This window comes from Streptococcus oralis subsp. oralis (assembly GCF_002096595.1).
GTDB classification, from domain to species: domain Bacteria; phylum Bacillota; class Bacilli; order Lactobacillales; family Streptococcaceae; genus Streptococcus; species Streptococcus oralis_D.
The window spans coordinates 16,330-42,633 of the sequence record NZ_NCUR01000006.1; the positions used below are offsets into that span (position 1 = coordinate 16,330).

The window sequence follows — 26,304 nt, forward strand, 5'->3', positions numbered from 1 at the left end:
AAAATCCTAAGTTTTCTCTTAGGATTTTTCCTATTTTTTTGATAGAATAGGGAGTATAATGGAATGGAAATTAGGTGGTGTTTTGCTTCCTAATTTAATGGAGAATAGACTCGTATGCGTATTAAATGGTTTTCCTTGATTAGGATTACAGGTTTACTTTTGGTGCTTTTGTACCACTTCTTTCAAACTATCTTTCCTGGAGGATTCTTTGGGGTAGATGTCTTTTTCACTTTTTCAGGATTTTTGATCACCTCCCTCCTTTTAGAAGAATTTGGGAAGGCACGTCAGATTGATTTGCTGGACTTTTTTAAGAGACGGTTTTACCGCATCGTGCCACCTGTGGTGCTGATGGTTTTAGTGACCATGCCTTTTACTTTCTTGGTTCGTCAAGACTATGTTGCTGGAATTGGTGGTCAGATTGCTGGAGTTCTCGGTTTTATGACCAACTTCTACGAAATGTTAACAGGGGGAAGTTATGAATCCCAGTTCATTCCGCATCTCTTTGTTCACAACTGGAGTCTAGCTGTTGAGGTTCACTACTATATCCTTTGGGGCTTAGCGGTTTGGTTCTTATCAAAACGTTCAAAATCTAGTAGTCAATTGAGAGGGATAGTCTTTCTCCTTTCTGCGGGGGCTTTTATCATTAGCTTTTTCTCCATGTTTATTGGTAGTCTAATGGCTAGTTCCTATTCATCTGTCTACTTTTCAAGTCTGACCCATGTCTATCCCTTCTTTTTAGGAAGCATTTTGGCGACGGTTGTGGGGGTTCGTCAGACGAGCGATTTAGTCAAGCAGTTTGACCGGATGTGGGATCTTCGTCAAAATCTACTGGTGTTTGCTGCGGGGCTTTTGGTATTGTTGCTTCTGACTTTCTTTGTCAAGTTTAACTATCTGTTCGCTTACTTGTTTGGTTTCTTACTAGCAAGTTTAGCGGCAGTGACCATGATTTTTGCTGCGCGTGTCTTGCATGAGAAAACGCCTGAGATACAAGAACCTCGGATCATTACATTTTTAGCGGATACCAGCTACGCGGTTTATCTCTTCCACTGGCCTTTTTATATTATCTTTTCTCAGTTGATGAGTAATCTGCCTGCTGTTATTCTGACAATCATCTTTTCTTATTTCTTTGCTATCCTATCCTTCTATATTATTGAGCCGTTGATTGCTGGTAAATCCAATCCTTTAATACGGAAGATTAGTCGATTGCCTCATATTAAACCAATTAGTGCTGGTGCTGCTGGCATTCTTACCTTGCTTACCTTGATTATCATAGCTGTGGCTCCCCAAGTTGGAGCTTTTGAGACAGACTTGATGATCAATGGTTTCAAACAAGCCCAGACCAATATAGGACAAACAAAGACTCTTGCTGAACAAGCTGAACTGAGTCGCCTAGGAATTTCTGAGGGAACAAGTCTAATAGGAGATTCGGTAGCCTTGCGTGCCAATACAGCCTTACAAGAGGCACTTCCTGAAGCAAATATCAATGCCCAGGTTAGTCGAACGACCAAGCAAGCCAATGACATTATGCTTAATAACAGTCAGAACAAGGCGCTGCTAAAAACAGTTGTCATTGCAACGGGAGTCAACAATCCTGAAGGTTATAAGAATGACTTGGACAGCATCGTGAATAATCTGCCGAAAGGACATCATCTGATACTGGTGACACCTTATGAGGGAGACAAGAGTAAGGACACTTACACATCAGTGGAGCAGTATGCGGCTTATGCGAGAGAATTAGCTGAAAAGAATCCATATGTGAGCATCGCTGACTGGAATAAGGTCGCTAAGGAACACCCTGAAATCTGGGCTGGAACCGACCAAGTTCACTTTGGGAATGATAGCAACATGATTGAAGAAGGTGCTAAACTTTACGCAGAGACGATTGCAGCTGCTGTTAAGGCTGCTCAAGAACTGCCTGTAAAATCAAAATAAGATCAAAGAGTTGGAGAAATCCAGCTCTTTTAAAATATCTCTAGAAAACAGGTCTATACCATTTACAAATAAAAAAGAAAGGTTTATAATGTAATTGACATAATCAATTCTAGAATCAATCTATCAAGGAGGTTATCATTATGCCTAATTATATTAAAGCGGATCAGTTTTTCTACCCACACGGAGTTCGTCGTGGCGGTTACTTAGAACTTGTGGATGGCAAGTTTGGAAAACATGTAGAACAGATTCCTGAAGGAGCTGAGGTGATTGACTATACCGGTTATAGCATTGCACCAGGACTTGTGGATACCCACATTCATGGATTTGGTGGAGTGGATGTTATGGACAATAACATCGAAGGAACCCTTCATACTATGAGTGAAGGTCTACTTAGCACGGGTGTTACCAGCTTCTTGCCAACGACGTTGACTTCCTCTTACGAGCAGTTGCTTGCGGTAACTGAAAATATCGGTGCTCGTTATCAGGAAGCAAGTGGAGCCAAGATTCGTGGAATCTATTTTGAAGGGCCTTATTTCACAGAGAAATACAAGGGAGCCCAAAACCCTGCCTATATGAAAGACCCTCGTATGGATGAGTTTCGTGCTTGGCAAAAAGCAGCCAATGGCCTGCTCAATAAAATTGCCCTTGCGCCAGAACGTGAAGGTGTAGAAGACTTTGTTCGTACAGTTACGGGTGAAGGAGTGACTGTTGCTCTTGGACACTCCAATGCGACTTTTGATGAAGCTAAAAAAGCAGTGGATGCTGGAGCGAGTGTTTGGGTACATGCCTACAATGGAATGCGTGGGTTGACTCACCGTGAGCTCGGTATGGTGGGAGCCATGTATGAGTTGCCACATACCTATGCAGAGTTGATCTGTGACGGTCACCATGTGGATCCAAAGGCCTGTGATATTTTGCTCAAGCAAAAAGGAACTGAAAATATCGCCCTTATCACAGACTGTATGACAGCTGGTGGCTTGGAAGATGGAGATTACATGTTGGGAGAATTCCCAGTAGTTGTTGCTAATGGAACTGCTCGCCTCAAATCGACAGGCAATTTGGCAGGTTCTATCCTCAAACTCAAAGATGGTTTGAAGAATGTGGTCGAATGGGGCATTGCGAATCCGCATGAAGCAGTCATGATGGCCAGCCTCAACCCAGCAAAATCTGTTCACATCGATGATGTTTGTGGTCAAATCCGTGAAGGTTACGATGCCGACTTTATCGTACTAGATAAAGATTTGGAATTGGTAGCAACCTACCTAGATGGTGTGAAACGTTATCAAGCCTAAGAAGATAAAAATAGGGGTCAAATAAAGGACTCCTATTTTTATGATAGTCTGAAAAGGTATTTAAAGAAGTCTTCCTAAAGGGAAAGGCAAGCAAAATCCTTTTCTTGTAATAAAAAATTAGATATAATATACGATACAAAGGAAGTAGTAAGAATGTATCGTGTTATAGAAATGTATGGGGATTTTGAACCGTGGTGGTTCATAGAAGGTTGGGAAGAAGATGTCATCATGAGTCAATCTTTTGACAAGTATTATGATGCTCTAAAATATTATAAATCATGCTGGTTTGAGCTGGAAAAGAAGAATCCTCTTTATAAGAGTCGGAGTGATTTGATGACTATTTTTTGGGATCCTGCTGATAAACGCTGGTGTGATGAGTGTGATGAGTATTTGCAGCAGTACCATTCTTTGGCACTTTTACAGGATGAGCAAGTCATCCCTGATGAAAAGCTACGTCCAGGCTACGAAAAACAAACAGGTCAAGAAAAGCATCGTTCTTGCCGCATGAAATGGAGATAAAAAAGTAACTTTTTAAGTTGCTTTTTTTATTTTTTTGCGAATAGTTAGATAAGGAGGGCGATATGGTACAAGAAATTGCACAGAAAATTATTGCTACTGCGAAAGAAAAGAAGGCTCAGGATATCTATTTTATCCCCAAGGAAAAGTCCTACGAGCTTCACATGCGGGTTGGAGACGAACGGTGTCTAGTTGAGTCCTATGAGTTTGATGTTTTAGCTGCTGTGATTAGTCATTTTAAGTTTGTAGCGGGTATGAATGTAGGAGAGAAAAGGCGTAGTCAGCTGGGCTCTTGCGACTACCAGCATGGGGAGAAGGTGTCTTCTCTGCGTTTGTCTACCGTAGGAGATTATCGGGGATATGAGAGTTTGGTCATTCGTTTGTTGCACGACGAGGAGCAGGACCTGCATTTCTGGTTTCAGGATATGAACGAACTGGGTGAGCAGTACAGGCAACGGGGGCTCTATCTCTTTGCAGGTCCAGTCGGAAGTGGCAAGACGACTCTGATGCACGAATTAGCTAAGTCCCTCTTTAAGGGACAGCAAGTTATGTCTATCGAAGACCCAGTAGAAATCAAGCAGGAAGACATGCTCCAATTGCAGTTGAATGAGGCGATTGGATTGAGCTATGAAAATCTGATCAAACTGTCTCTCCGACATCGTCCGGATCTCCTGATTATCGGTGAAATTCGGGATAGCGAGACGGCGCGTGCAGTAGTTAGAGCCAGTTTGACAGGGGCGACAGTCTTTTCAACCATTCATGCCAAGAGTATCCGAGGTGTTTATGAACGCCTTCTGGAGTTGGGTGTGACGGAGGAGGAACTAGCAGTTGTCCTACAAGGAGTCTGCTACCAGAGATTAATCGGGGGAGGAGGAATCGTTGACTTTGCAAACAAAGACTATCAAGAACACCAGCCAACTAGCTGGAATGCGCAGATTGACCAGCTTCTTAAAGATGGACATATCACAAGTCTTCAGGCTGAAACGGAAAAAATTAGCTACAGCTAAGCAGAAGAAAATCATCACCTTGTTTAACAACCTCTTCTCCAGTGGCTTTCATTTGGTGGAAATTATTTCTTTCTTGGGCAGAAGTGCCCTGCTGGAAAAGGACTATGTGACCCAGATGCACCAAGGGCTGTCTCAGGGAAAATCTTTCTCAGAAATGATGGACAGTTTAGGGTTTTCAAGTGCCATTGTGACCCAATTATCTCTAGCTGAAGTTCATGGAAATCTCCACCTGAGTCTGGGGAAGATAGAAGAATATCTGGACAATCTGGCCAAGGTCAAGAAAAAATTAATCGAAGTGGCGACCTATCCCCTGATTTTGCTGGGATTTCTCCTGCTAATCATGCTAGGCTTGCGCAACTATCTGCTCCCCCAACTGGACAGTAGTAATATCGCCACTCAAATCATTGGCAATCTGCCACAAATTTTTCTGGGACTAGTGTTGGTTTGCTCTCTATCTTTACTTTTAGCCCTCACTTTCTACAAAAGAAGTTCCAAGATGCGGGTCTTCTCGATGTTAGCACGGATTCCCTTTCTAGGAATCTTTGTCCAGACCTATCTGACAGCCTATTACGCGCGTGAATGGGGCAATATGATTTCACAGGGAATGGAGCTGACGCAGATTTTTCAAATCATGCAGGAACAAGGTTCTCAGCTCTTTAAAGAAATCGGTCAAGATCTGGCTCAAGCCCTGCAAAATGGTCGTGAATTTTCTCAAACCATAGCAACCTATCCTTTCTTTAAAAAGGAGTTGAGTCTCATCATCGAGTATGGGGAAGTCAAGTCCAAGCTGGGGAGCGAGTTGGAAATCTATGCCGAAAAAACTTGGGAAGCCTTTTTTACCCGAGTCAACCGCACCATGAATCTGGTGCAGCCACTGGTTTTTATCTTTGTGGCCCTGATTATCGTTTTACTTTATGCGGCAATGCTCATGCCCATGTATCAAAATATGGAGGTAAATTTTTAAAATGAAAAAACTCATGACAAATTTAAAAAAAGCCAAGGTTAAAGCTTTCACTCTGGTAGAAATGTTAGTCGTCTTGCTCATCATCAGTGTTCTTCTCTTGCTCTTTGTACCCAATTTGACCAAGCAAAAGGATGCCGTAGATGACAAAGGAAAAGCTGCTGTTGTCAAGGTCGTAGAAAGCCAGGCAGAGCTCTATAGTCTGGACAAGAATGAAGATGCTAGCCTTAGCAAATTACAAGCGGACGGTCGTATCACAGCTGAGCAAGCTAAAGCTTATAAAGACTACCATGCAAAACAAAAAACAAGTCAAACTGTTGCAGATTAAGGCCTTTACCATGCTTGAAAGCCTCTTGGTTTTGGGACTTGTGAGTATCCTTGCCTTGGGTTTGTCCGGTTCTGTTCAATCCAGTTTGGCGGCGGTAGAGGAGCAGATTTTCTTTATGGAGTTTGAAGAACTCTATCGTGAAACTCAAAAACGCAGTGTAGCTAGTCAGCAAAAGACCAGTCTAAACTTAGATGGGCAAACGATCAGTAACGGCAGTCAAAACTTGACCGTTCCTAAAGGGATTCAGGCACCATCTGGACAAAGCATTATATTTGACCGAGCTGGGGGCAATTCGTCCCTGGCTAAGGTTGAATTTCAGACCAGCAAAGGAGCGATTCGTTATCAATTATATCTAGGAAATGGAAAAATTAAACGCACTAAGGAAACAAAAAATTAAGGCAGTAATCTTACTGGAAGCAGTAGTTGCTCTAGCCGTTTTTGCCAGCATTGCGACCCTTCTTTTAGGACAAATCCAGAAAAATAGGCAGGAAGAGGTAGAAATCTTGCAAAAGGAAGAAGTCTTGCGTGTGGCGAAGATGGCTCTGCAAACAGGGCAAAATCAGGTAAACATAAATGGAGTGGAGATTCAGGTGTTTGCTAGCGAAAAAGGAGTGGAGGTCTACCATGGTTCAGAGAAGTTACTCGACCTTAAAGAGCAGTAAGGTAAGAGCTTTCACTCTTTTAGAATCTCTGATTGCCCTTATCGTCATTAGCGGAGGCTTGCTCCTCTTTCAGGCTATGAGTCAGCTCCTCATTTCAGAAGTTCGTTACCAGCAACAAAGCGAGCAAAAGGAGTGGCTCTTGTTTGTGGATCAACTGGAGGCAGAGTTAGAGCGTTCGCAGTTTGAAAAGGTGGAAGCCAATCACCTCTATGTGAAGCAAGATGGCAAGGATATCGCTATGGGTAAGTCCAAATCAGATGATTTTCGGAAAACCGATACCAGCGGACGGGGCTATCAGCCGATGGTTTATGGACTCAAATCAGCTCAAATTACAGAGGAAAATCAATTGGTTCGCTTTCATTTCCAATTTCAAAAGGGCTTAGAAAGGGAATTTATCTATCGTGTGGAAAAAGCAAAAAGTTAAGGCAGGCGTTCTTTTATATGCAGTCACCATGGCAGCTATTTTTAGCCTTTTGTTGCAGTTTTATTTAAATCGGCAAGTAGCCCATCACAAAGACTTTGCCCTAAACAAAGAAAAGTTGGCAGCTTTTGCCATGGCCAAGCGAAGCAAGGATAAGGCTGAACAAGAAAGTGGGGAACGAGTCTTTAACCTGGGAAAAGTTACTTATCAAAATACGAAAACAGGTTTTGCAACAAGTGTTCGTATGAATAAGAGCAACTATGAATTTCTCTTTCCTCCGATGAAAACCCAAGAAAAGAAAACAGCTAAAAAGGAAGAGGTAGCAACTGATTCAAGCAATCAAGCAGGGAAGAAAAAATCAGAAGAAAAGCCTGAAAAGAAAGCCAATTCCTAGGCAATTCAACTTCTTTGTGTTACACTAAAAGCATGAAACACGATTTTAATCACAAAGCAGAAACCTTTGATTCGCCCAAAAATATCTTTCTTGCAAACTTGGTTTGTCAAGCAGTTGAAAAACAGATTGATCTTCTATCAGACAAGGAAATATTGGACTTTGGTGGTGGGACGGGTCTGTTAGCCTTGCCTCTAGCTAAGCAAGCCCAGTCGGTTACCCTAGTAGATATCTCGGAGAAAATGCTGGAGCAAGCCCGTTTGAAAACAGAAGAGCAAGAAATCAGGAATCTTCAACTCTTGGAACAGGATTTACTGGTGAATCCTTTGGAGCAACAATTTGACCTGATTGTTGTCAGTCGAGTTCTTCATCATATGCCTGATCTAGATGCGACTCTTGCCATGTTTCACCATCATCTTAGGGAGAATGGACAGGTCCTCATTGCCGATTTTGTCAAGACAGATACCAACCACCACGGCTTTGAGCTGACTGAACTGGAAAATAAGCTCGCCCAGTTTGGTTTTTCGAGCATTGGCAGTCAGATCCTCTATAGTGCTGAAGGTCTTTTCCTAGGAAATTACGCAGAACTTTTTTTAACAGTAGCCCAAAAATCACTCGCTGACTAAAGCAGTGATTTTTCTCTTCAGATGGAAAAAATAGGGGAATTTTGATAAGATAGGAATATGGATTTTGAAAAAATAGAACAAGCTTATACGTATTTATTAGAGAATGTCCAAGTCATCCAAAGTGATTTGGCGACCAACTTTTATGATGCCTTGGTAGAGCAAAACAGCATCTACCTAGATGGCGAGACCGAGCTAGAGCAGGTCAAGGAGAACAATCAAGCCCTTAAGCGCTTAGCGCTTCGCAAGGAAGAGTGGCTCAAGACCTACCAGTTTCTCTTGATGAAGGCAGGACAAACGGAGCCTTTACAGGCCAATCACCAGTTTACACCGGATGCCATTGCCCTCCTCTTGGTACTTATTGTGGAAGAGTTGCTGGATCAAGAGGAAATTAGCATCCTCGAAATGGGTTCTGGCATGGGGATTCTGGGCGCTACTTTCTTGACTTCTCTTGCTAAAAAAGTAGATTACTTGGGAATCGAAGTGGATGACTTGCTGATTGATCTGGCAGCCAGTATGGCAGATGTGATTGGTTTACAAGCTGGTTTTGTCCAAGGAGATGCCGTTCGTCCACAAATGCTTAAAGAAAGCGACGTGGTCATCAGCGACTTGCCTGTTGGCTATTACCCAGACGATGCCATCGCTTCGCGCTACCGAGTGTCTTCTAGTCAAGAGCATACCTATGCCCATCATTTGCTGATGGAACAAGGCCTCAAGTACCTTAAGTCAGATGGCTATGCTATTTTTCTAGCTCCGAGTGATTTATTGACCAGTCCTCAAAGTGATTTGTTAAAAGCGTGGCTCAAAGACGAAGTGAGTCTGGCTGCTATCATCTCTCTGCCAGAGGATATTTTCTCAACTGCAAGCCAAGCTAAAAGTATTTTTGTCTTACAGAAGAAAAGAGACAAGGAAATAGAACCCTTTGTTTACCCTCTTACTAGCTTGCAAGATCCGTCAGTTTTGTTTACCTTTAAAGAAAATTTTCAAAATTGGAGCAAAGGTACTGAAATATAAAAGAGATTTTGTTATAATAGATGAAAACGCTTAAAAAGAGGTATCATCTTATGACAAAAACAATTGCAATCAATGCAGGAAGCTCAAGCTTGAAATGGCAACTTTATCAAATGCCTGAAGAGAAAGTTTTGGCTAAAGGCTTGATTGAACGTATTGGATTGAAAGATTCAATTTCAACAGTAAAATTTGACGGTCGTTCGGAGCAACAAATCCTTGATATTGAAGACCATACACAAGCTGTTAAAATTTTATTGGATGACTTGATTCGTTTTGACATTATCAAAGGGTACGATGAGATTACAGGTGTCGGCCACCGCGTCGTTGCAGGTGGTGAATATTTCAAGGAATCAACAGTTGTTGAGGGAGATGTGTTAGAAAAAGTTGAGGAATTGGGACTGTTGGCTCCTCTTCACAATCCAGCTAACGCAGCTGGAATTCGCGCATTTAAGGAATTGCTTCCAGATATTACCAGTGTTGTCGTATTTGATACCTCATTCCACACAAGCATGCCAGAGAAGGCTTATCGCTACCCTCTACCAACTAAATACTACACAGACAACAAGGTTCGTAAATATGGTGCCCACGGGACAAGCCACCAGTTTGTAGCTGGAGAAGCAGCGAAACTTTTGGGTCGTCCTCTAGAAGATTTGAAATTGATTACCTGCCATATTGGTAACGGGGCTTCTATCACAGCTGTTAAGGGTGGGAAATCTGTGGATACTTCTATGGGATTCACACCACTCGGCGGTGTGATGATGGGAACTCGTACAGGAGATATTGACCCTGCTATCATCCCTTATCTCATGCAATATACAGAGGATTTCAATACCCCGGAAGATATTAGTCGCGTTCTCAATCGTGAATCAGGGCTCATGGGAGTTTCTGGTCAGTCAAGCGATATGCGTGATGTGATTGCTGCTATGGAAGCAGGAGACCATGATGCGACTTTGGCTTATGAAATGTATGTTGATCGTATCCAAAAACATATCGGTCAATACCTTGCAGTCCTAAATGGAGCAGATGCGATTATCTTCACAGCAGGTATCGGTGAAAATGCAGCTTTGGTTCGTGAGGATGTCATTTCAGGTATCTCTTGGTTTGGTTGTGATGTGGATCCAGAAAAGAACGTCTTTGGCGTAACGGGAGACATCTCAACTGACGCAGCGAAAATCCGTGTCTTGGTTATTCCAACAGATGAAGAATTGGTGATTGCACGCGATGTTGAGCGCTTGAAAAAATAAGTAAATACACATAAAATTTGATTGTGAAAAGAAGTTGGAAAAGAGATTTTCCAGCTTTTTTTATGTAGAAAATGTCTAAAACCTTGCTGTTATTGGCTTTTTCAAAAAATATGGTATAATAGTAGTAATTTAATAGATGGAGTTGAGTTTTGAAGAAAAGCTTTCGTGTAAAAAGAGAGAAAGATTTTAAGGCGATTTTCAAGGACGGAACAAGTTTTGCCAATCGAAAATTTGTTGTCTACCAATTGGAAAACCAGCAAAACCATTTTCGAGTAGGACTGTCCGTCAGCAAAAAGCTGGGGAATGCAGTTACCAGAAATCAAATCAAGAGACGAATCCGGCACATTCTACAAAGTGTAAAAGGGAGTTTAGTAGAGCATGTTGATTTTGTCGTGATTGCCCGAAAAGGGGTGGAAACCTTGGAATATGCAGAGATGGAGAAAAACCTACTCCACGTATTAAAGTTATCAAAGATTTACCAGGAAGGAAATGGGAGTGAAAAAGAAACTACAGTTGACTAGTTTGTTGGGCCTGTCCTTGTTTATCATGACAGCCTGTGCAACAAATGGTACAGCTAGCGATATAACAGCAGATTCGACAGACTTTTGGAGCAAATTCGTCTATTTTTTTGCTGAAATTATCCGCTTTTTGTCCTTTGATATTAGTATCGGAGTGGGGATTATTCTCTTCACGATTTTGATCCGGACGATTTTATTGCCGGTCTTTCAGACACAGATGGTTGCCTCTAGAAAAATGCAAGAGGCTCAACCGCGCATCAAGGCTTTGCGAGAGCAATACCCAGGTCGTGATATGGAAAGTAGAACTAAGCTAGACCAGGAGATGCGTAAGGTTTATAAAGAGTTAGGAATCAAACATTCATCCTCTCTCTGGCCAATTTTAATACAAATGCCGGTTCTCTTGGCGCTCTTTCAAGCCTTGAGTCGAGTAGACTTTTTGAAAACAGGTCACTTTTTATGGATTAATTTGGGAGGAGTAGATACAAGTTTTGTCCTTCCGATTTTGGCGGCAGTCTTTACCTTCTTGAGTAGCTGGTTATCGAATAAAGCTTTGTCCGAAAAAAGTGGAGCTACGACAGGGATGATGTATGGTATGCCTGTATTGATCTTTGTTTTTGCCATCTCCGCCCCAAGTGGTGTAGCCTTGTACTGGGCCGTATCCAATGCTTACCAAGTTCTGCAAACCTATTTTTTGAACAATCCTTTCAAGATTATTGCTGAAAGAGAAGCAGTGGCGCAAGCAGAAAAAGATTTAGAAGGCAAGAAGAGAAGAGCTTTGAAAAAAGCACAGAAAAAGAAAAAATAAGGAGGAATCTGGTAATGGTATTATTTACAGGTTCAACGGTTGAAGAAGCAATCCAAAAAGGATTGAAAGAATTAGACATTCCAAGAATGAAGGCCCACATCAAGGTCGTTTCAAAAGAGAAAAAAGGATTCTTAGGCTTGTTTGGTAAGAAGCCAGCTCAAGTTGATATCGAAGCCATTAGTGAAACGACAGTGATCAAAGCCAATCAGCAGGCCATTAAAGGGGTTCCAAAAGAAGTCAATGAAAAAAATGAACCCGTGAAAACAGTAAGTGAAGCAACTGTTGATTTGGGACATGTAGTTGAAGCGATTAAGAAGATTGAAGAAGAAGGTCAAGGTGTTTCTGAAGAGGTCAAGGCTGAAATTCTGAAAAATGAAAAGCACGCCAGCACGATTTTGGAAGAAACAGGCCATATTTCAATTTTAAATGAATTGGAACCAGAGGATACTACCGAGGAAGTGGAATCTGCTCCAGAAAAAGAAACTGAAAGGCAGGAAGCAACAAGCCAATCTTTGGAAGATTTAGGCTTGAAAGTAGAACCAAGTTATGACATCGAACAAGTGGCAACTGAGGTAGCTAGCTACGTTCAAACCATTGTAGATGATATGGATGTTGAAGGGACGATTTCAAGCGACTACAATCGCCGCACTATCAATCTTCAAATTGACACTAATGAACCAGGTCGTATTATCGGCTACCACGGAAAAGTCTTGAAAGCTCTTCAACTGTTAGCGCAAAATTACCTTTATAATCGCTATTCAAGAACCTTCTATATCACGATCAATGTCAATGATTACGTTGAACACCGTGCAGAAGTCTTGCAAACCTACGCTCAAAAATTGGCGACTCGCGTTTTAGAAGAAGGACGTAGCCAACAAACTGATCCAATGTCAAATAGCGAACGCAAGATTATCCATCGCATTATTTCACGCATGGATGGTGTGACGAGTTACTCTGAAGGTGACGAGCCAAATCGCTATGTTGTCGTAGACGCAGAATAAGCAAAGCAAAATCAGGTTCATCCTGATTTTTTGCTAGGAAAGGAAAGATTCAGATATGCTGAAAGCAGTTAGAGAATACCTATCATTTGAAGGGGTCCAGTACCGTAATCCTGATAAAGCTGGCGATGAAAGAGAAAAGATGTTGGACTTGCGGCAAAAAGGTCAAGAGGCTCGGAAGTCTTTTACAGAATTGGCCAAAACCTTTCAAGCTAGTCATCCAGAATGGCAACTTCAACAGACTAGTCAGTGGATGAACCAAGCGCAACGCTTGCGACCGCATTTCTGGGCCTATCTACAGAGAGACGGACAAGTGACAGAACCTATGATGGCTCTTCGTTTGTATGGAACACCTGCTGACTTTGGGATTTCTTTGGAAGTCAGTTTCATCGAGCGCAAGAAAGACGAACAGACCTTAGACAAACAAGCCAAGGTTTTAGAACTTCCAGTGGTAGAAGGGATTTATTATCTAGTCTACTCAAATGGGGAAACTCATAAGGTGGAGGCTACTGAGGAGAATCGTCGTACTTTACGCGAGAAGGTGAGAAGTCAGGAAGTCCGTAAAGTTTTGGTTAAGGCAGATGTTTCCTTCATTGCAAATCAGTCAGTAGAAGCGATATTGGAGAAGCTAGAAGAGGCTTATGCGCGCTTGCTTCCGTACTATGAAGTGACGAGGGAATAGCAAATCAAATGTGTTAGATGAACGCAAATTGTTTTATTGCTATTCTATGCATTTTTTCATATAATAGTAAAATAGGATGTGTGATTTATTAATCACCTCAAAGAGAAAGGAAATTCTATGTCAAATCTATCTGTTAATGCAATTCGTTTTCTAGGTATTGACGCCATCAACAAAGCAAACTCAGGTCACCCAGGGGTGGTTATGGGGGCTGCTCCTATGGCCTATAGCCTCTTTACAAAGCAACTTCGTATCAATCCAGCTCAACCAAACTGGATCAACCGCGATCGCTTTATTCTTTCAGCAGGACACGGCTCTATGCTTCTTTATGCCCTTCTTCACCTTTCTGGTTTTGAAGATGTTAGCATGGATGAAGTCAAGAACTTCCGCCAATGGGGTTCAAAAACGCCAGGTCACCCAGAATTTGGTCATACAGCAGGGGTTGACGCGACAACTGGTCCTCTAGGTCAAGGGATTTCTACTGCTACTGGTTTTGCCCAAGCAGAACGTTTCCTTGCAGCCAAATATAACCGCGAAGGTTTCAATATCTTTGACCACTATACTTATGTGATCTGTGGAGACGGAGATTTGATGGAAGGTGTCTCAAGTGAGGCGGCTTCATATGCAGGCTTGCAAAAACTTGACAAGTTGGTGGTTCTTTATGATTCAAATGACATTAACTTGGATGGTGAGACAAAAGATTCCTTTACAGAAAGTGTTCGTGATCGCTACAATGCCTACGGCTGGCATACAGCCTTAGTTGAAGACGGAACAGACTTGGAAGCTATCCATGCGGCTATCGAAACAGCTAAAGCTTCAGGCAAACCATCTTTGATTGAAGTGAAGACTGTTATTGGATACGGTTCTCCAAACAAACAAGGAACCAATGCTGTACACGGTGCTCCTCTTGGAGCAGATGAAACTGCGGCTACTCGTCAAGCCCTTGGTTGGGACTATGAATCATTTGAAATCCCAGCTGAAGTTTATGCTGATTTCAAGGAAAATGTTGCAGACCGTGGCGCATCAGCTTATCAAGCTTGGACTAAATTAGTTGCTGATTATAAAGAAGCTCATCCAGAACTGGCTGCAGAAGTAGAAGCCATCATCGACGGCCGTGATCCAGTTGAGGTGACTCCAGCAGACTTCCCAACCTTAGAAAATGGATTTTCCCAAGCAACTCGTAACTCAAGTCAAGATGCTTTGAACGTTGTCGCTGCCAAGTTGCCAACTTTCCTAGGTGGATCAGCTGACCTCGCTCACTCAAACATGACTTACATCAAAACGGATGGACTTCAAGATGATGCTAATCGCTTGAACCGCAATATTCAGTTTGGTGTTCGTGAATTTGCAATGGGAACGATCTTGAACGGAATGGCCCTTCACGGTGGACTTCGTGTTTATGGTGGTACTTTCTTTGTCTTCTCTGACTATGTGAAAGCAGCTGTCCGCTTATCAGCATTGCAAGGACTTCCTGTGACTTATGTCTTTACCCACGATTCAATCGCAGTTGGTGAAGATGGTCCAACGCACGAACCAGTTGAACACTTAGCAGGTCTCCGTGCTATGCCAAATCTGAATGTTTTCCGCCCAGCAGATGCGCGTGAAACTCAAGCGGCTTGGTACCTTGCCGTGACAAGCGAAAAAACACCAACTGCCCTTGTATTGACACGTCAAAACTTGACTGTCGAAGAGGGAACAGACTTTGACAAAGTTGCGAAAGGTGCCTATGTTGTCTATGAAACTGCAGCAGACTTTGATACAATCTTGATTGCAACAGGTTCAGAGGTGAATTTGGCGGTCGTAGCTGCCAAAGAATTGGCTAGCCAAGGAGCAAAAGTCCGTGTAGTCAGCATGCCATCAACAGATGTCTTTGACGCACAAGATGCAGCATACAAGGAAGAAATCCTTCCAAATGCAGTTCGTCGCCGTGTTGCAGTCGAAATGGGAGCAACTCAAAACTGGTACAAGTATGTTGGTCTTGATGGTGCAGTTCTCGGTATTGATACCTTTGGAGCATCTGCCCCAGCACCAAAAGTCTTGGCAGAGTACGGATTTACGGTAGAAAATCTAGTCAAAGTCGTTCAAAACTTGAAATAATTGCAGAAATCAGAGTGAAAGCTCTGATTTTTTATAACCATAAAAACAAGGTACAACCTTGTAAAAGTAGCTGAAATTTGATATAGTAGTCCTATGTAAAATACAAAGGAGAATATAATGGAATCGCAATATACATTTTTAATCATGTTAGTAGCAATGATGGGCTTGATGTTCTTTATGCAACGTTCTCAAAAGAAACAAGCACAAAAGCGTATGGAAAGCTTGAACAAGCTTCAAAAAGGCTATGAAGTCATTACGATTGGTGGGCTTTACGGAACAGTGGATGAAGTAGATACTGAGAAAGGTACAATCGTACTGGATGTAGATGGCGTTTATTTGACCTTTGAATTGGCTGCTATCAAGACCGTTTTGCCACTCAAAGAAGCTGTGACACCAGAAGGAACAGTTGTTGACGAAGGCGGAGCAATCGAAGAATAAAACGGGATCTGTCACTCCCGTTTTTCTATGATATGAGAGGAAAAGGGATGAAAAAAATAGTATTTGTTTGCCTAGGAAATATCTGCCGAAGCCCCATGGCAGAGTTTGTGATGAAGTCCATGACGAGCGATTACCACGTCGAAAGCCGGGCGACGTCATCATGGGAACATGGCAATCCGATTCATAGGGGAACGCAAGGAATTTTCCAGCAATATCAGATCCCGTATGACAAAGATAAAACATCGCTTCAGATTGGCAGGGAAGACTTTGAATCGTTTGATTACATTATCGGTATGGATGCTTCAAACGTTTCAGATCTGCGTCAAATGTGTCCTCAGGAATTGCAGTATAAGATCTACCCTTTTGCATCTGGAAGTGTTCCAGATCCTTGGTATACAGGAGATTTTGAGGAAACCTATGCTCGTATCACAAGTGGATGTCAAAGCTGGCTAGATCGATTAGAAAAAGAGAGTGACAATGGAAAAGCTTAAACAATTTTATGAGAAGGGTAGAGTTTACCTAACTCGTCCTAGGTTAGAGCTCATTGCAGTAGTTGTAATGGTACTCTGTGCTCTTTCGGTATTTCTGCTAAATACGCCTAAAAAGGGTGTCCTGACACTTGATGGTGGAGCTCTTGTTTATGATGGCACCTTGGTACGAGGAAAAATGAATGGTCAGGGAACCCTGACCTTTGAAAACGGAGACCAATATACAGGTGATTTCAATAATGGAGCCTTTAATGGGAAAGGAACTTTCCAATCAAAAGATGGCTGGAAATACGAAGGTGATTTTGTAAATGGCCAGGCTGAAGGTCAAGGGAAGTTGACTACAGAGCAAGAAGTTGTTTATGAAGGGACCTTTAAACAAGGCGTTTTTCAGCAAAAACAGTAGTCTTCAAGTTAGGAGGCTATTTTCAAAGCCTGAAAAGAAAACGCTTTCTTCGCTTAAATTCGAGAAAAAACTATCAACTAGAAAAACTTTGTGAAATAAAAAAATTTTCTCCATAATTTCACAATCATCCAAGCAAAGCTCTATTGCATGGCTATATTGAGAAAAAAATCACAAACTTAGAAAAATTCTTTGTGAAATACTTATGAAACGGTTTACAAAGCATAAAAAAAGAGTTATAATAAACTTGTGAAAAAATTAACAAAGGATAAAATCCTTAAAGGCTATGGAGGATAATATGGCTGATAAAAAAACAGTAACACCAGAGGAAAAACAACTTGCTGCTGAAAAGCATGTCGATGGTCTCGTGAAAAAAGCCTTGGTTGCGCTTGATGAAATGCGCAAGTTGAACCAAGAGCAAGTTGACTATATCGTGGCAAAAGCTTCGGTTGCAGCACTTGACGCACATGGTATCCTTGCACAACACGCAGTTGAAGAAACTGGTCGTGGAGTATTTGAAGACAAGGCAACAAAGAATCTATTTGCCTGTGAGCACGTAGTGAACAATATGCGTGGAGTTAAAACAGTTGGAGTTATCGAAGATGATCCAATTACAGGTTTGACAAAGATTGCGGAGCCTGTCGGTGTAATCTGTGGTGTCACTCCGACAACAAACCCAACTTCAACAGCGATTTTCAAATCCTTGATTGCTTTGAAAACACGTAACCCAATCGTTTTTGCCTTCCACCCATCTGCTCAAGAATCATCAGCTCACGCAGCACAAATCGTTCGCGATGCAGCGATTGCAGCTGGTGCTCCTGAAAACTGTGTTCAATGGATTACAAAGCCATCTATGGAAGCAACTGGAGCTCTAATGAACCACGAAGGTGTTGCAACTATTCTTGCAACTGGTGGGAATGCTATGGTTAAAGCTGCATACTCATGTGGAAAACCAGCTCTTGGGGTAGGTGCCGGAAACGTTCCTGCCTATGTAGAAAAATCTGCTGACCTTCGTCAAGCTGCTCATGATATCGTTATGTCTAAATCATTTGATAATGGGATGGTCTGTGCATCAGAACAAGCCGTTATCATTGATAAAGAAGTATATGACGAATTTGTAGAAGAATTCAAATCATACCACACTTACTTTGTAAACAAAAAAGAAAAAGCACTTCTTGAAGAATTCTGTTTCGGTGTAAAAGCTAATAGCAAAAACTGTGCAGGTGCTAAACTAAATGCAAACATCGTTGGTAAACCAGCAGCATGGATTGCTGAACAAGCAGGATTTAGCGTTCCAGAAGGCACAAACATCTTGGCTGCAGAATGTGCAGAAGTAGGACCAAAAGAACCGTTGACTCGTGAAAAATTGTCACCAGTTATCGCTGTCCTAAAAGCTGAAGATACAGAAGACGGTCTTAAAAAAGCTCGTCAAATGGTTGAGTTTAACGGACTTGGTCACTCAGCAGCTATCCATACAAAAGACGAAGCTCTTGCTAAACGCTTTGGTACAGAAATCAAAGCAATGCGTATTATCTGGAACTCTCCATCTACTTTCGGTGGTATCGGTGACGTATACAATGCCTTCATTCCATCATTGACACTTGGATGTGGTTCATATGGACACAACTCAGTCGGTGATAATGTGAGTGCGATCAACCTTCTAAACATCAAGAAAGTAGGGAAACGTAGAAATAATATGCAATGGTTTAAAGTTCCTTCAAAAATTTACTTCGAACGCAATTCTATCCAATACCTTCAAACATGTGAAGATATTGAACGCGTTATGATTGTTACAGACAAATCGATCGAAAAACTTGGTTTTGTTCAACGCATTATTGACCAATTGAACAAACGCAGCAACCGTGTAACTGTCCAAGTCTTCTCAGACGTTGAACCAGACCCAGATATCACAACTGTAGAACGTGGTACTGAAGTAATGAGAGCATTTGAACCAGACACAATCATCGCTCTTGGTGGTGGTTCTCCAATGGATGCAGCGAAAGTAATGTGGCTCTTCTACGAACAACCACAAATCGACTTCCGTGACTTGGTTCAAAAATTCATGGATATCCGTAAACGGGCCTTCCGCTTCCCATCACTTGGTAAAAAAGCGAAATACATTGGTATTCCAACAACTTCAGGTACAGGTTCAGAAGTAACACCATTTGCCGTTATCTCTGATAAGAAAAACAATCGTAAATACCCATTGGCTGACTACTCATTGACACCAACTATTGCGATTGTTGACCCTGCTTTGGTTGAGTCAGTTCCAGACTTCATCGCTGCGGATACAGGTATGGACGTCTTGACTCACGCGACTGAAGCTTACACTTCAAACTTCGCTAACGACTATACAGACGGTATCGCCCTTCAAACAATCAAACTTGTCTTTGAATGGTTGGAAAAATCTGTTAAGACAGCTGATCCAGAAGCTCGCGAAAAAATGCACAATGCATCTACAATGGCTGGTATGGCCTTTGCCAATGCCTTCCTTGGTATGAGCCACTCAATGGCCCACAAGATCGGTGCGGTTCATCATACTGTTCACGGACGTACAAACGCAATCTTACTTCCATACGTTATCCGTTACAATGGTACTCGCCCATCTAAGACGACTACATGGCCTAAGTATAACTACTGGAAAGCTGACGAAAAATTCCAAGATATTGCTAGAATGCTTGGATTGCCTCACTCAACTCCAGAAGAAGCGGTTGAAGCTTATGCCAAAGCAGTTTACGATCTTGGTGAAGCAGTTGGAATCACAATGAACTTCAAAGGCTTTGGAATCGATGAAAAAGCTTGGAAAGACAGCTTGCATGAAATTGCCTTACTTGCTTATGAAGACCAATGTTCACCTGCTAACCCTCGCTTGCCAATGGTAGCTGACATGGAAGAAATCATGGCAGATGCTTACTATGGTTATGCAGAACGTCCAGGACGTCGTAAATAATCGTTTATCAGCCTAGAGGCAGGAAATATCCTGTCTCTCTTTTTTGTAAACTCTGAAAGCGTTGAAATTGGAGTTTCACCTTGAAATAAAGAGAATATACAGATATTATAAAAGATTCTAGAGATATACTTTGAAAATAAAAAAATGGATGAATAAAAAGGGGGAGAAAAAGTAGAAAAGCTGGAGAGAAAATCAACGCCCGTACTTGCAATTAAACTCAAATAGTTATATAATAGGTTTGTTGAAAGGTGATTTGTAGTGATTCAAGTTACTCTTTTCACAATAAAATTTTCATGATTTTCATAAGGAGGAAATCACTAATGGTAGTTAAAGTTGGTATTAACGGTTTCGGCCGTATCGGTCGTCTTGCTTTCCGCCGTATCCAAAACGTAGAAGGTGTTGAAGTTACTCGCATCAACGACCTTACAGATCCAGTTATGCTTGCACACTTGTTGAAATACGACACAACTCAAGGTCGTTTCGACGGTACTGTAGAAGTTAAAGAAGGTGGATTCGAAGTTAACGGTAAATTCGTTAAAGTTTCTGCTGAACGTGATCCAGAACAAATCGACTGGGCTACTGACGGTGTAGAAATCGTTCTTGAAGCAACTGGTTTCTTTGCTAAGAAAGATGCAGCTGAAAAACACCTTAAAGGTGGAGCTAAGAAAGTTGTTATCACTGCTCCTGGTGGAAACGACGTTAAAACAGTTGTATTTAACACTAACCATGACGTTCTTGACGGTACTGAAACAGTTATCTCAGGTGCTTCATGTACTACAAACTGCTTGGCTCCAATGGCTAAAGCTCTTCAAGACAACTTCGGTGTTGTAGAAGGATTGATGACTACTATCCACGCTTACACTGGTGACCAAATGATCCTTGACGGACCACACCGTGGTGGTGACCTTCGCCGTGCTCGCGCTGGTGCTGCAAACATCGTTCCTAACTCAACTGGTGCTGCTAAAGCTATCGGTCTTGTAATCCCAGAATTGAACGGTAAACTTGACGGATCTGCACAACGTGTTCCAACTCCAACTGGATCAGTTACTGAATTGGTAGCAGTTCTTGAAAAGAACGTTACTGTTGATGAAGTAAACGCAGCTATGAAAGCAGCTTCAAACGAATCATACGGTTACACAGAAGATCCAATCGTATCTTCAGATATCGTAGGTATGTCTTACGGTTCATTGTTTGACGCAACTCAAACTAAAGTTCTTGACGTTGACGGTAAACAATTGGTTAAAGTTGTATCATGGTACGACAACGAAATGTCATACACTGCACAACTTGTACGTACTCTTGAATACTTTGCAAAAATCGCTAAATAATTCTTGAGTTGATAAAAGCAAGGCCTTCTGGTCTTGCTTTTTTGTATAGAAAAATGGATGATAGTGTCATCCATTTTGTTTTAATTTTGTTTCGAAAGTATCCGAGAGGGCAGTGAAACTCAATTGTTCTAAGGTGAGTGGATGAGTAAAGGAAAGTCGAAAGGCATGAAGCATGAGCCTGCTTACTTTTGAACTAGAGTTATAGAGAGGATCGCCCAGAATAGGGTGGTTATGATGAGAGAGGTGAATACGGATTTGATGTGTTCGACCGGTCTTTAGTTTACAACGGACAAGGGTAGTCTGATTTGGGAATTGCTTTAATCTGCTTACATGTGTTTCAGCATATTGTCCATGTTTTGCATCAACTATTCTTTTTCTACGATCGTGTCGATCACGACCAATTTTATCTCGAAAGACAAGTTCTTTACTCTCTACTCGCCCTTCTATAAGTGCCCAGTACTCACGAGCGATTTCCTTTTTTTCCAACAAACGATTGAGGATGGGTAAGATAAAAGGATTTTTAGCAAAAAGCACTAAACCGCTTGTTTCCATATCCAGGCGATGAACGACATAGCAGGTTTGACCAACGTAGGCAGAGACATGGTTGAGAAGGGCAATTTCACCAGGTTGATTTCCGTGAGTTTTCATGCCTTCGGGCTTGTTGACGATAATGAGATGTTGGTCTTGGTAAATCTCTTGAACGAGGTCTGGATTGCCCCAAAGGATTTCTTTTTTGGGATAATCTTCCTCGTCAAAAGTCAACTGACAAATATCCCCTGGCTTGACCATCTCGTTCCAGTGAACTTCTTTGTGGTTCATTAAGATGTTCTTCTTTATTCTCAAAAAATGGCGGATTTTTCTAGGGATGAGGAGTTGTTCCTCTAGAAATTGTTTGACCGTCATTTGAGGCAAGGATTCGGGTAATGTAAATGTGAATTGCATACAGATATTGTAACAAAAAAAGCCCTATTTGGATAGGGAGTAGCTAAATTCTTGAGTTCCTATGGTGAAGATGATAAAATAAACGCATGAAATTAGATAAATTATTTGAGAAGTTTCTTTCTCTCTTTAAAAAAGAAACGAATGAATCAGCGGAGTCTGATTCGACTAGCATGCGTCGTTCACGGAGCGATAGAAAAAAAATGTCCCAAGTAGGCCCGATTCGAAAATTTTGGCGTCGTTATCATCTGACAAAAATCGTCATCATTTTAGGGTTAAGTTCAGGTTTGCTAGTAGGAACCTACCTATTTGCCATAGCCAAGTCTACCAATGTCAATGACTTACAAAATGCCCTGAAAACGCGAACTCTGATTTTTGACCGCGAAGAAAAAGAGGCAGGAGCCCTATCCGGTCAAAAGGGAACCTATGTTGAACTGACAGATATCAGCAAAGACTTGCAAAATGCTGTCGTCGCAACAGAGGACCGTTCCTTTTATAAAAATGATGGGATTAACTACGGTCGTTTCTTTCTAGCCATCCTTACAGCAGGTCGTTCTGGAGGTGGTTCTACCATCACCCAACAGTTGGCGAAAAATGCCTATCTTTCTCAGGACCAGACCGTTGAACGGAAGGCCAAGGAGTTTTTCCTTGCCTTAGAGTTAACAAAGAAATACAGCAAGGAGCAAATCCTTACTATGTACCTCAATAATGCCTATTTCGGAAACGGGGTATGGGGTGTTGAAGATGCAAGTAAGAAATATTTCGGTGTATCCGCTTCGCAACTAACGCTTGATCAGGCGGCCACTCTAGCAGGGATGCTCAAGGGACCAGAGTTATATAATCCTTTGAATTCCATTGAAGATTCAACTAACCGCAGGGATACTGTATTGCAAAATATGGTTGCAGCGGGCTATATTGATAAAAATCAAGAGACCGAAGCGGCTGGAGTAGATATGGCTTCACAACTGCAAGATAAGTATGAAGGCAAGGTTTCGGATTATCGTTACCCGTCCTATTTTGATGCAGTTGTCAACGAAGCGGTTTCCAAGTACAATCTCACAGAAGAAGAGATTGTCAACAATGGCTATCGCATCTATACAGAGCTTGACCAAAACTACCAAGCAAACATGCAGGTTATTTATGAAAACACTGCGCTATTTCCAACAGCAGAAGACGGAACGCATGCCGAATCTGGTAGTGTCGCTCTGGAACCCAAGACTGGTGGAGTGCGTGGAGTTGTTGGCCGTGTAGCTGGTGATGACAAACCAGGCTTCCGCAATTTCAACTATGCCACTCAGTCTAAGCGTAGCCCAGGCTCAACCATTAAACCTTTAGTCGTTTATACACCCGCAGTAGAAGCAGGATGGGCCTTGAACAAGCAACTGGATAATCATACGATGCAGTACAACAGTTATCAAGTAGACAACTATGCGGGTATTAAGACATCTCCAGAAGTACCTATGTATCAGGCCTTGGCGGAATCACTCAACCTACCTGCTGTTGCGACTGTAAATGAATTAGGTATTGACAAAGCTTTTGACGCTGGGGAGAGATTTGGTCTGAATATGGAAAAAGTTGACCGAGTTCTTGGAGTTGCTCTTGGTGGAGGTGTGGAGACGAATCCTCTCCAGATGGCGCAAGCCTATGCAGCCTTTGCCAATGGAGGTCTAATGCCTGAAGCACATTTCATCACTCGTATTGAAAATGCCAGCGGTCAGGTCATCAAGAGTCATAAAAACTCCCAAAAACGAGTGATTGATAAGTCGGTAGCTGATAAAATGACCAGCATGATGCTAGGAACATTTACCAATGGTACAGGAATTAGTTCATCACCAGCGGATTACGTTATGGCTGGTAAAACAGGTACGACTGAAGCTGTTTTCAACCCAGAATATACCAGTGACCAGTGGGTGATCGGCTATACTCCAGATGTTGTAATCAGCCACTGGCTCGGCTTCCCAACAACAGATGAGAATCATTATCTAGCAGGTTCGACCTCCAATGGAGCAGCCCATGTCTTTAGAAGTATGGCTAATACCATTTTACCTTACACTACAGGTAGCACTTTTACAGTTGAGAATGCTTATAAACAAAATGGGATTGAACCAGAAAATACGAAAAAGCAGGTTGTTGAAAATGAGACAAACCAGTCTGAGGACCCAATAGGAGATATTCGTAGTCGTGCACAAAATCTTGTAGATGAAGCAGGCCGTGCGATTTCAGAAGCTAAGATAAAAGAAAAAGCCCAGACAATATGGGACTCAATCCTTAATCTATTTCGTTAATAGGCTTGTCAAAGCCTAGGTTTCTTGTTATAATAGATAAGATGGAGGCGTTATGGCACTAAAAAAAGCAAGCCTAGCTTGTGCAGTTTGTGGTTCAAGGAATTACTCAATCAAAATTAGTGGGAACCCCAAGCCAACACGACTAGAAGTAAATAAATTTTGTAAACATTGTGGAAAATATACGACACATAGAGAAACGAGATAGGAGAGAACGATGGGTTTTATTAAGGATATTTTTAAACTTCTTAAAGAAACAACTTGGCCAACTCGCAAAGAAAGCTGGAGAGATTTTCGCTCTATTATGGAATACACAGCCTTCTTTGTGGTCATCATTTACATTTTTGACCAGTTGATTGTTTCAGGTTTGATTCGATTTATTAACATTTTTTAGAAGAAAAGTGGAGGATTTCTGCTAGCTTTCTTCTATATATGTATGAAAGGAAATATCATGGATAGTTTTGACAAGGGATGGTTTGTTCTACAAACTTATTCTGGCTATGAAAATAAGGTAAAAGAAAATCTATTGCAACGTGCACAAACTTATAACATGTTGGATAATATTCTACGCGTTGAGATTCCAACACAAACCGTGCAAGTTGAGAAAAATGGAAAGAAAAAGGAAGTTGAAGAGAATCGCTTTCCAGGTTATGTCCTTGTAGAAATGGTCATGACAGATGAAGCATGGTTCGTCGTTCGAAACACACCTAACGTAACAGGATTCGTCGGCTCACACGGGAACAGATCAAAACCAACTCCACTATTGGAACAGGAAATCCGTGATATTCTAGTTTCAATGGGACAAACTGTTCAAGAGTTTGACATTGATGTTGAAGTTGGCCAGACAGTCCGCATTATTGATGGCGCTTTTGCAGACTACACAGGTAAAATTACTGAAATTGATAACAACAAAGTGAAGATGATTATCTCTATGTTTGGTAATGATACGATTGCAGAAGTGAATCTCAACCAAATTGCAGAATTATAACCCCAGAGAGGCTTTGCCTCTCTTTTTATGTATCGTTGAGGGAGGAAGAAGTATAGAACAGAGGAAGTAGACCCATAGGCTCTCGCATTTTGCTAAACTAAATGCAGAAAGGAGAGGTCTATGAATCTAAAAAACTTATATGAAGAAAGTAAGGGAATTGTCCATAAGTGTCGCAAAGATTATCATTTGCATCTGTGGGAGAAAGAGGACTGGGATCAAGAAGGCATGTTATGTCTGTATGAGCTGGTGAGTCGCAACCCAGAGTTACTAGAGGGGGAGCGTCATCAACTATATGTCTGTTTTAAAACAAAGTTTAGAAATCGTATCCTAGATTACATCCGTAAACAGGAAAGTCATAAGCGACGTTTCGACAAAGAACCCTATGAAGAGGTGAGTGAGATTAGCCATCGTCTAGGAGAAAAAGGACTCAGGCTGGATGATTATTATCTCTTTCACGAACTTCTAAAGAATTACAAATCAAAGCAGAGTATGGAAAAACAAGAATTAATAGATCGTCTAATGGGAGGAGAAGTCTTTAGAGGACGGAAAGCTCTACTAAGAGAACTCTCCCTCATCTTTTCAGAATTTCGATAAAGAGGAAAAAAAGTCCTTGACAAAGGCGGAAAAGTAGGTATAATAGAAAGAGTTGAAAAACTCAAGGTCCGTTGGTCAAGGGGTTAAGACACCGCCTTTTCACGGCGGTAACACGGGTTCGAATCCCGTACGGACTATGGTGTATTGTGGTAAAAAAACTTGAAAAAAAGTTTAAAAAATCTGTTGACAGAGGCAGGTAGCTGTGATATACTAATATAGTTGTCGCTTGAGAGAATGAGTGACAAAGACCTTTGAAAACTGAACAAGACGAACCAATGTGCAGGGCACTATAACTGAAGTTATAGTACTGAACAATGAAAAAAACAATAAATCTGTCAGTGACAGAAATGAGTGAGAACTCAAACTTTTAATGAGAGTTTGATCCTGGCTCAGGACGAACGCTGGCGGCGTG

At 41.7% G+C, this 26,304-nt stretch carries 29 protein-coding genes and 1 tRNA gene; 29 read left to right on the top strand and 1 reads right to left on the bottom strand.

What is annotated here, in order from left to right; genetic code table 11:
- Positions 1–114 precede the first annotated feature (114 nt).
- The 23 genes from B7714_RS00230 (at position 115) to gap (ending at position 21,089) form a co-directional block, all read left to right on the top strand.
- Complete coding sequence (locus B7714_RS00230) at positions 115–1,932, top strand: acyltransferase family protein (protein ID WP_084859195.1); 1,818 nt, start codon at positions 115–117, stop codon at positions 1,930–1,932.
- Between the two features lie 140 nt (positions 1,933–2,072).
- Entirely contained in the window at positions 2,073–3,224 is a 1,152-nt protein-coding gene (gene nagA / locus B7714_RS00235; RefSeq protein ID WP_001134447.1) for an N-acetylglucosamine-6-phosphate deacetylase, read from the top strand.
- A gap of 153 nt (positions 3,225–3,377) precedes the next feature.
- The gene (locus tag B7714_RS00240) at positions 3,378–3,743 is read left to right on the top strand and encodes a DUF1033 family protein (RefSeq protein WP_000286396.1); all 366 of its coding nucleotides are present in this window, start codon (positions 3,378–3,380) and stop codon (positions 3,741–3,743) included.
- A gap of 62 nt (positions 3,744–3,805) precedes the next feature.
- Positions 3,806–4,747: a competence type IV pilus ATPase ComGA gene (comGA, locus tag B7714_RS00245; RefSeq protein ID WP_084859197.1), complete on the top strand. Its 942-nt coding sequence runs from the start codon at positions 3,806–3,808 to the stop codon at positions 4,745–4,747.
- Entirely contained in the window at positions 4,695–5,711 is a 1,017-nt protein-coding gene (gene comGB, locus B7714_RS00250) for a competence type IV pilus assembly protein ComGB (protein ID WP_162284784.1), read from the top strand. The genes comGA and comGB overlap by 53 nt, the downstream gene beginning before the upstream one ends.
- 1 nt (position 5,712) lies before the next feature.
- Positions 5,713–6,036 (top strand): competence type IV pilus major pilin ComGC, encoded by a 324-nt coding sequence (comGC, locus tag B7714_RS00255; protein WP_000735800.1) that lies wholly within the window; start codon positions 5,713–5,715, stop codon positions 6,034–6,036.
- Positions 5,999–6,433, top strand: a complete 435-nt coding sequence (gene comGD / locus B7714_RS00260) for a competence type IV pilus minor pilin ComGD (protein WP_001180059.1) — start codon at positions 5,999–6,001, stop codon at positions 6,431–6,433. The genes comGC and comGD overlap by 38 nt, the downstream gene beginning before the upstream one ends.
- On the top strand, positions 6,396–6,698 hold the full coding sequence (gene comGE, locus B7714_RS00265) for a competence type IV pilus minor pilin ComGE (protein ID WP_000413377.1): 303 nt from the start codon (positions 6,396–6,398) through the stop codon (positions 6,696–6,698). Before comGD ends, comGE begins: the two co-directional genes overlap by 38 nt.
- Entirely contained in the window at positions 6,661–7,122 is a 462-nt protein-coding gene (comGF, locus tag B7714_RS00270; protein ID WP_000250711.1) for a competence type IV pilus minor pilin ComGF, read from the top strand. The genes comGE and comGF overlap by 38 nt, the downstream gene beginning before the upstream one ends.
- A complete protein-coding gene (gene comGG / locus B7714_RS00275; RefSeq protein ID WP_000265644.1) occupies positions 7,100–7,513 on the top strand; it encodes a competence type IV pilus minor pilin ComGG in 414 nt (137 codons plus the stop codon). The genes comGF and comGG overlap by 23 nt, the downstream gene beginning before the upstream one ends.
- A gap of 32 nt (positions 7,514–7,545) precedes the next feature.
- Positions 7,546–8,136 (top strand): class I SAM-dependent methyltransferase, encoded by a 591-nt coding sequence (locus B7714_RS00280; RefSeq protein ID WP_000679781.1) that lies wholly within the window; start codon positions 7,546–7,548, stop codon positions 8,134–8,136.
- Between the two features lie 57 nt (positions 8,137–8,193).
- Positions 8,194–9,147, top strand: coding sequence for a class I SAM-dependent methyltransferase (locus B7714_RS00285; protein ID WP_000345111.1), 954 nt, complete (start codon positions 8,194–8,196; stop codon positions 9,145–9,147).
- A gap of 50 nt (positions 9,148–9,197) precedes the next feature.
- Positions 9,198–10,388, top strand: a complete 1,191-nt coding sequence (locus B7714_RS00290) for an acetate kinase (protein ID WP_000167789.1) — start codon at positions 9,198–9,200, stop codon at positions 10,386–10,388.
- Positions 10,389–10,537: 149 nt separating this feature from the next.
- A complete protein-coding gene (gene rnpA / locus B7714_RS00295; RefSeq protein WP_000748120.1) occupies positions 10,538–10,909 on the top strand; it encodes a ribonuclease P protein component in 372 nt (123 codons plus the stop codon).
- Positions 10,884–11,711: a membrane protein insertase YidC gene (locus B7714_RS00300; RefSeq protein ID WP_000728097.1), complete on the top strand. Its 828-nt coding sequence runs from the start codon at positions 10,884–10,886 to the stop codon at positions 11,709–11,711. The genes rnpA and B7714_RS00300 overlap by 26 nt, the downstream gene beginning before the upstream one ends.
- 14 nt (positions 11,712–11,725) lie before the next feature.
- Complete coding sequence (gene jag / locus B7714_RS00305) at positions 11,726–12,712, top strand: RNA-binding cell elongation regulator Jag/EloR (protein ID WP_084855913.1); 987 nt, start codon at positions 11,726–11,728, stop codon at positions 12,710–12,712.
- Positions 12,713–12,767: 55 nt separating this feature from the next.
- Complete coding sequence (locus B7714_RS00310) at positions 12,768–13,391, top strand: ribonuclease P (protein WP_084859202.1); 624 nt, start codon at positions 12,768–12,770, stop codon at positions 13,389–13,391.
- A 117-nt stretch (positions 13,392–13,508) separates the two neighbouring features.
- Positions 13,509–15,485: a transketolase gene (tkt, locus tag B7714_RS00315; RefSeq protein WP_049550040.1), complete on the top strand. Its 1,977-nt coding sequence runs from the start codon at positions 13,509–13,511 to the stop codon at positions 15,483–15,485.
- Between the two features lie 117 nt (positions 15,486–15,602).
- On the top strand, positions 15,603–15,923 hold the full coding sequence (gene yajC, locus B7714_RS00320) for a preprotein translocase subunit YajC (RefSeq protein ID WP_049550039.1): 321 nt from the start codon (positions 15,603–15,605) through the stop codon (positions 15,921–15,923).
- Positions 15,924–15,970: 47 nt separating this feature from the next.
- Positions 15,971–16,414 carry a low molecular weight protein-tyrosine-phosphatase gene (locus B7714_RS00325; protein ID WP_049550038.1) on the top strand — a complete coding sequence of 148 codons (444 nt, stop codon included), beginning with the start codon at positions 15,971–15,973 and terminating at the stop codon, positions 16,412–16,414.
- Positions 16,401–16,814, top strand: a complete 414-nt coding sequence (locus tag B7714_RS00330) for an MORN repeat-containing protein (protein WP_049550037.1) — start codon at positions 16,401–16,403, stop codon at positions 16,812–16,814. Before B7714_RS00325 ends, B7714_RS00330 begins: the two co-directional genes overlap by 14 nt.
- A 295-nt stretch (positions 16,815–17,109) precedes the next feature.
- Entirely contained in the window at positions 17,110–19,761 is a 2,652-nt protein-coding gene (adhE, locus tag B7714_RS00335) for a bifunctional acetaldehyde-CoA/alcohol dehydrogenase (RefSeq protein WP_000763996.1), read from the top strand.
- A 320-nt stretch (positions 19,762–20,081) separates the two neighbouring features.
- Entirely contained in the window at positions 20,082–21,089 is a 1,008-nt protein-coding gene (gene gap, locus B7714_RS00340; protein ID WP_000260682.1) for a type I glyceraldehyde-3-phosphate dehydrogenase, read from the top strand.
- Between the two features lie 66 nt (positions 21,090–21,155).
- Here the strand turns inward: gap and B7714_RS00345 are convergent, their stop codons facing one another.
- The gene (locus B7714_RS00345; RefSeq protein ID WP_084859204.1) at positions 21,156–22,031 is read right to left on the bottom strand and encodes an RluA family pseudouridine synthase; all 876 of its coding nucleotides are present in this window, start codon (positions 22,029–22,031) and stop codon (positions 21,156–21,158) included.
- 86 nt (positions 22,032–22,117) lie between these two features.
- Here B7714_RS00345 and pbp2a point away from each other — a divergent pair, with 86 nt between their 5' ends.
- The 6 genes from pbp2a (at position 22,118) to B7714_RS00375 (ending at position 26,029) form a co-directional block, all read left to right on the top strand.
- Positions 22,118–24,313, top strand: a complete 2,196-nt coding sequence (gene pbp2a / locus B7714_RS00350) for a penicillin-binding protein PBP2A (protein ID WP_084859206.1) — start codon at positions 22,118–22,120, stop codon at positions 24,311–24,313.
- A 52-nt stretch (positions 24,314–24,365) separates the two neighbouring features.
- Positions 24,366–24,518 (top strand): 50S ribosomal protein L33, encoded by a 153-nt coding sequence (rpmG, locus tag B7714_RS00355; protein ID WP_001809375.1) that lies wholly within the window; start codon positions 24,366–24,368, stop codon positions 24,516–24,518.
- Between the two features lie 9 nt (positions 24,519–24,527).
- A complete protein-coding gene (gene secE, locus B7714_RS00360; RefSeq protein WP_000505776.1) occupies positions 24,528–24,704 on the top strand; it encodes a preprotein translocase subunit SecE in 177 nt (58 codons plus the stop codon).
- A 57-nt stretch (positions 24,705–24,761) separates the two neighbouring features.
- On the top strand, positions 24,762–25,298 hold the full coding sequence (nusG, locus tag B7714_RS00365) for a transcription termination/antitermination protein NusG (protein ID WP_000376732.1): 537 nt from the start codon (positions 24,762–24,764) through the stop codon (positions 25,296–25,298).
- 120 nt (positions 25,299–25,418) lie between these two features.
- Complete coding sequence (locus B7714_RS00370) at positions 25,419–25,892, top strand: transcriptional regulator (protein ID WP_084859209.1); 474 nt, start codon at positions 25,419–25,421, stop codon at positions 25,890–25,892.
- A 65-nt stretch (positions 25,893–25,957) separates the two neighbouring features.
- A tRNA-Glu gene (locus tag B7714_RS00375) sits at positions 25,958–26,029 on the top strand.
- Positions 26,030–26,304: the final 275 nt, after the last annotated feature.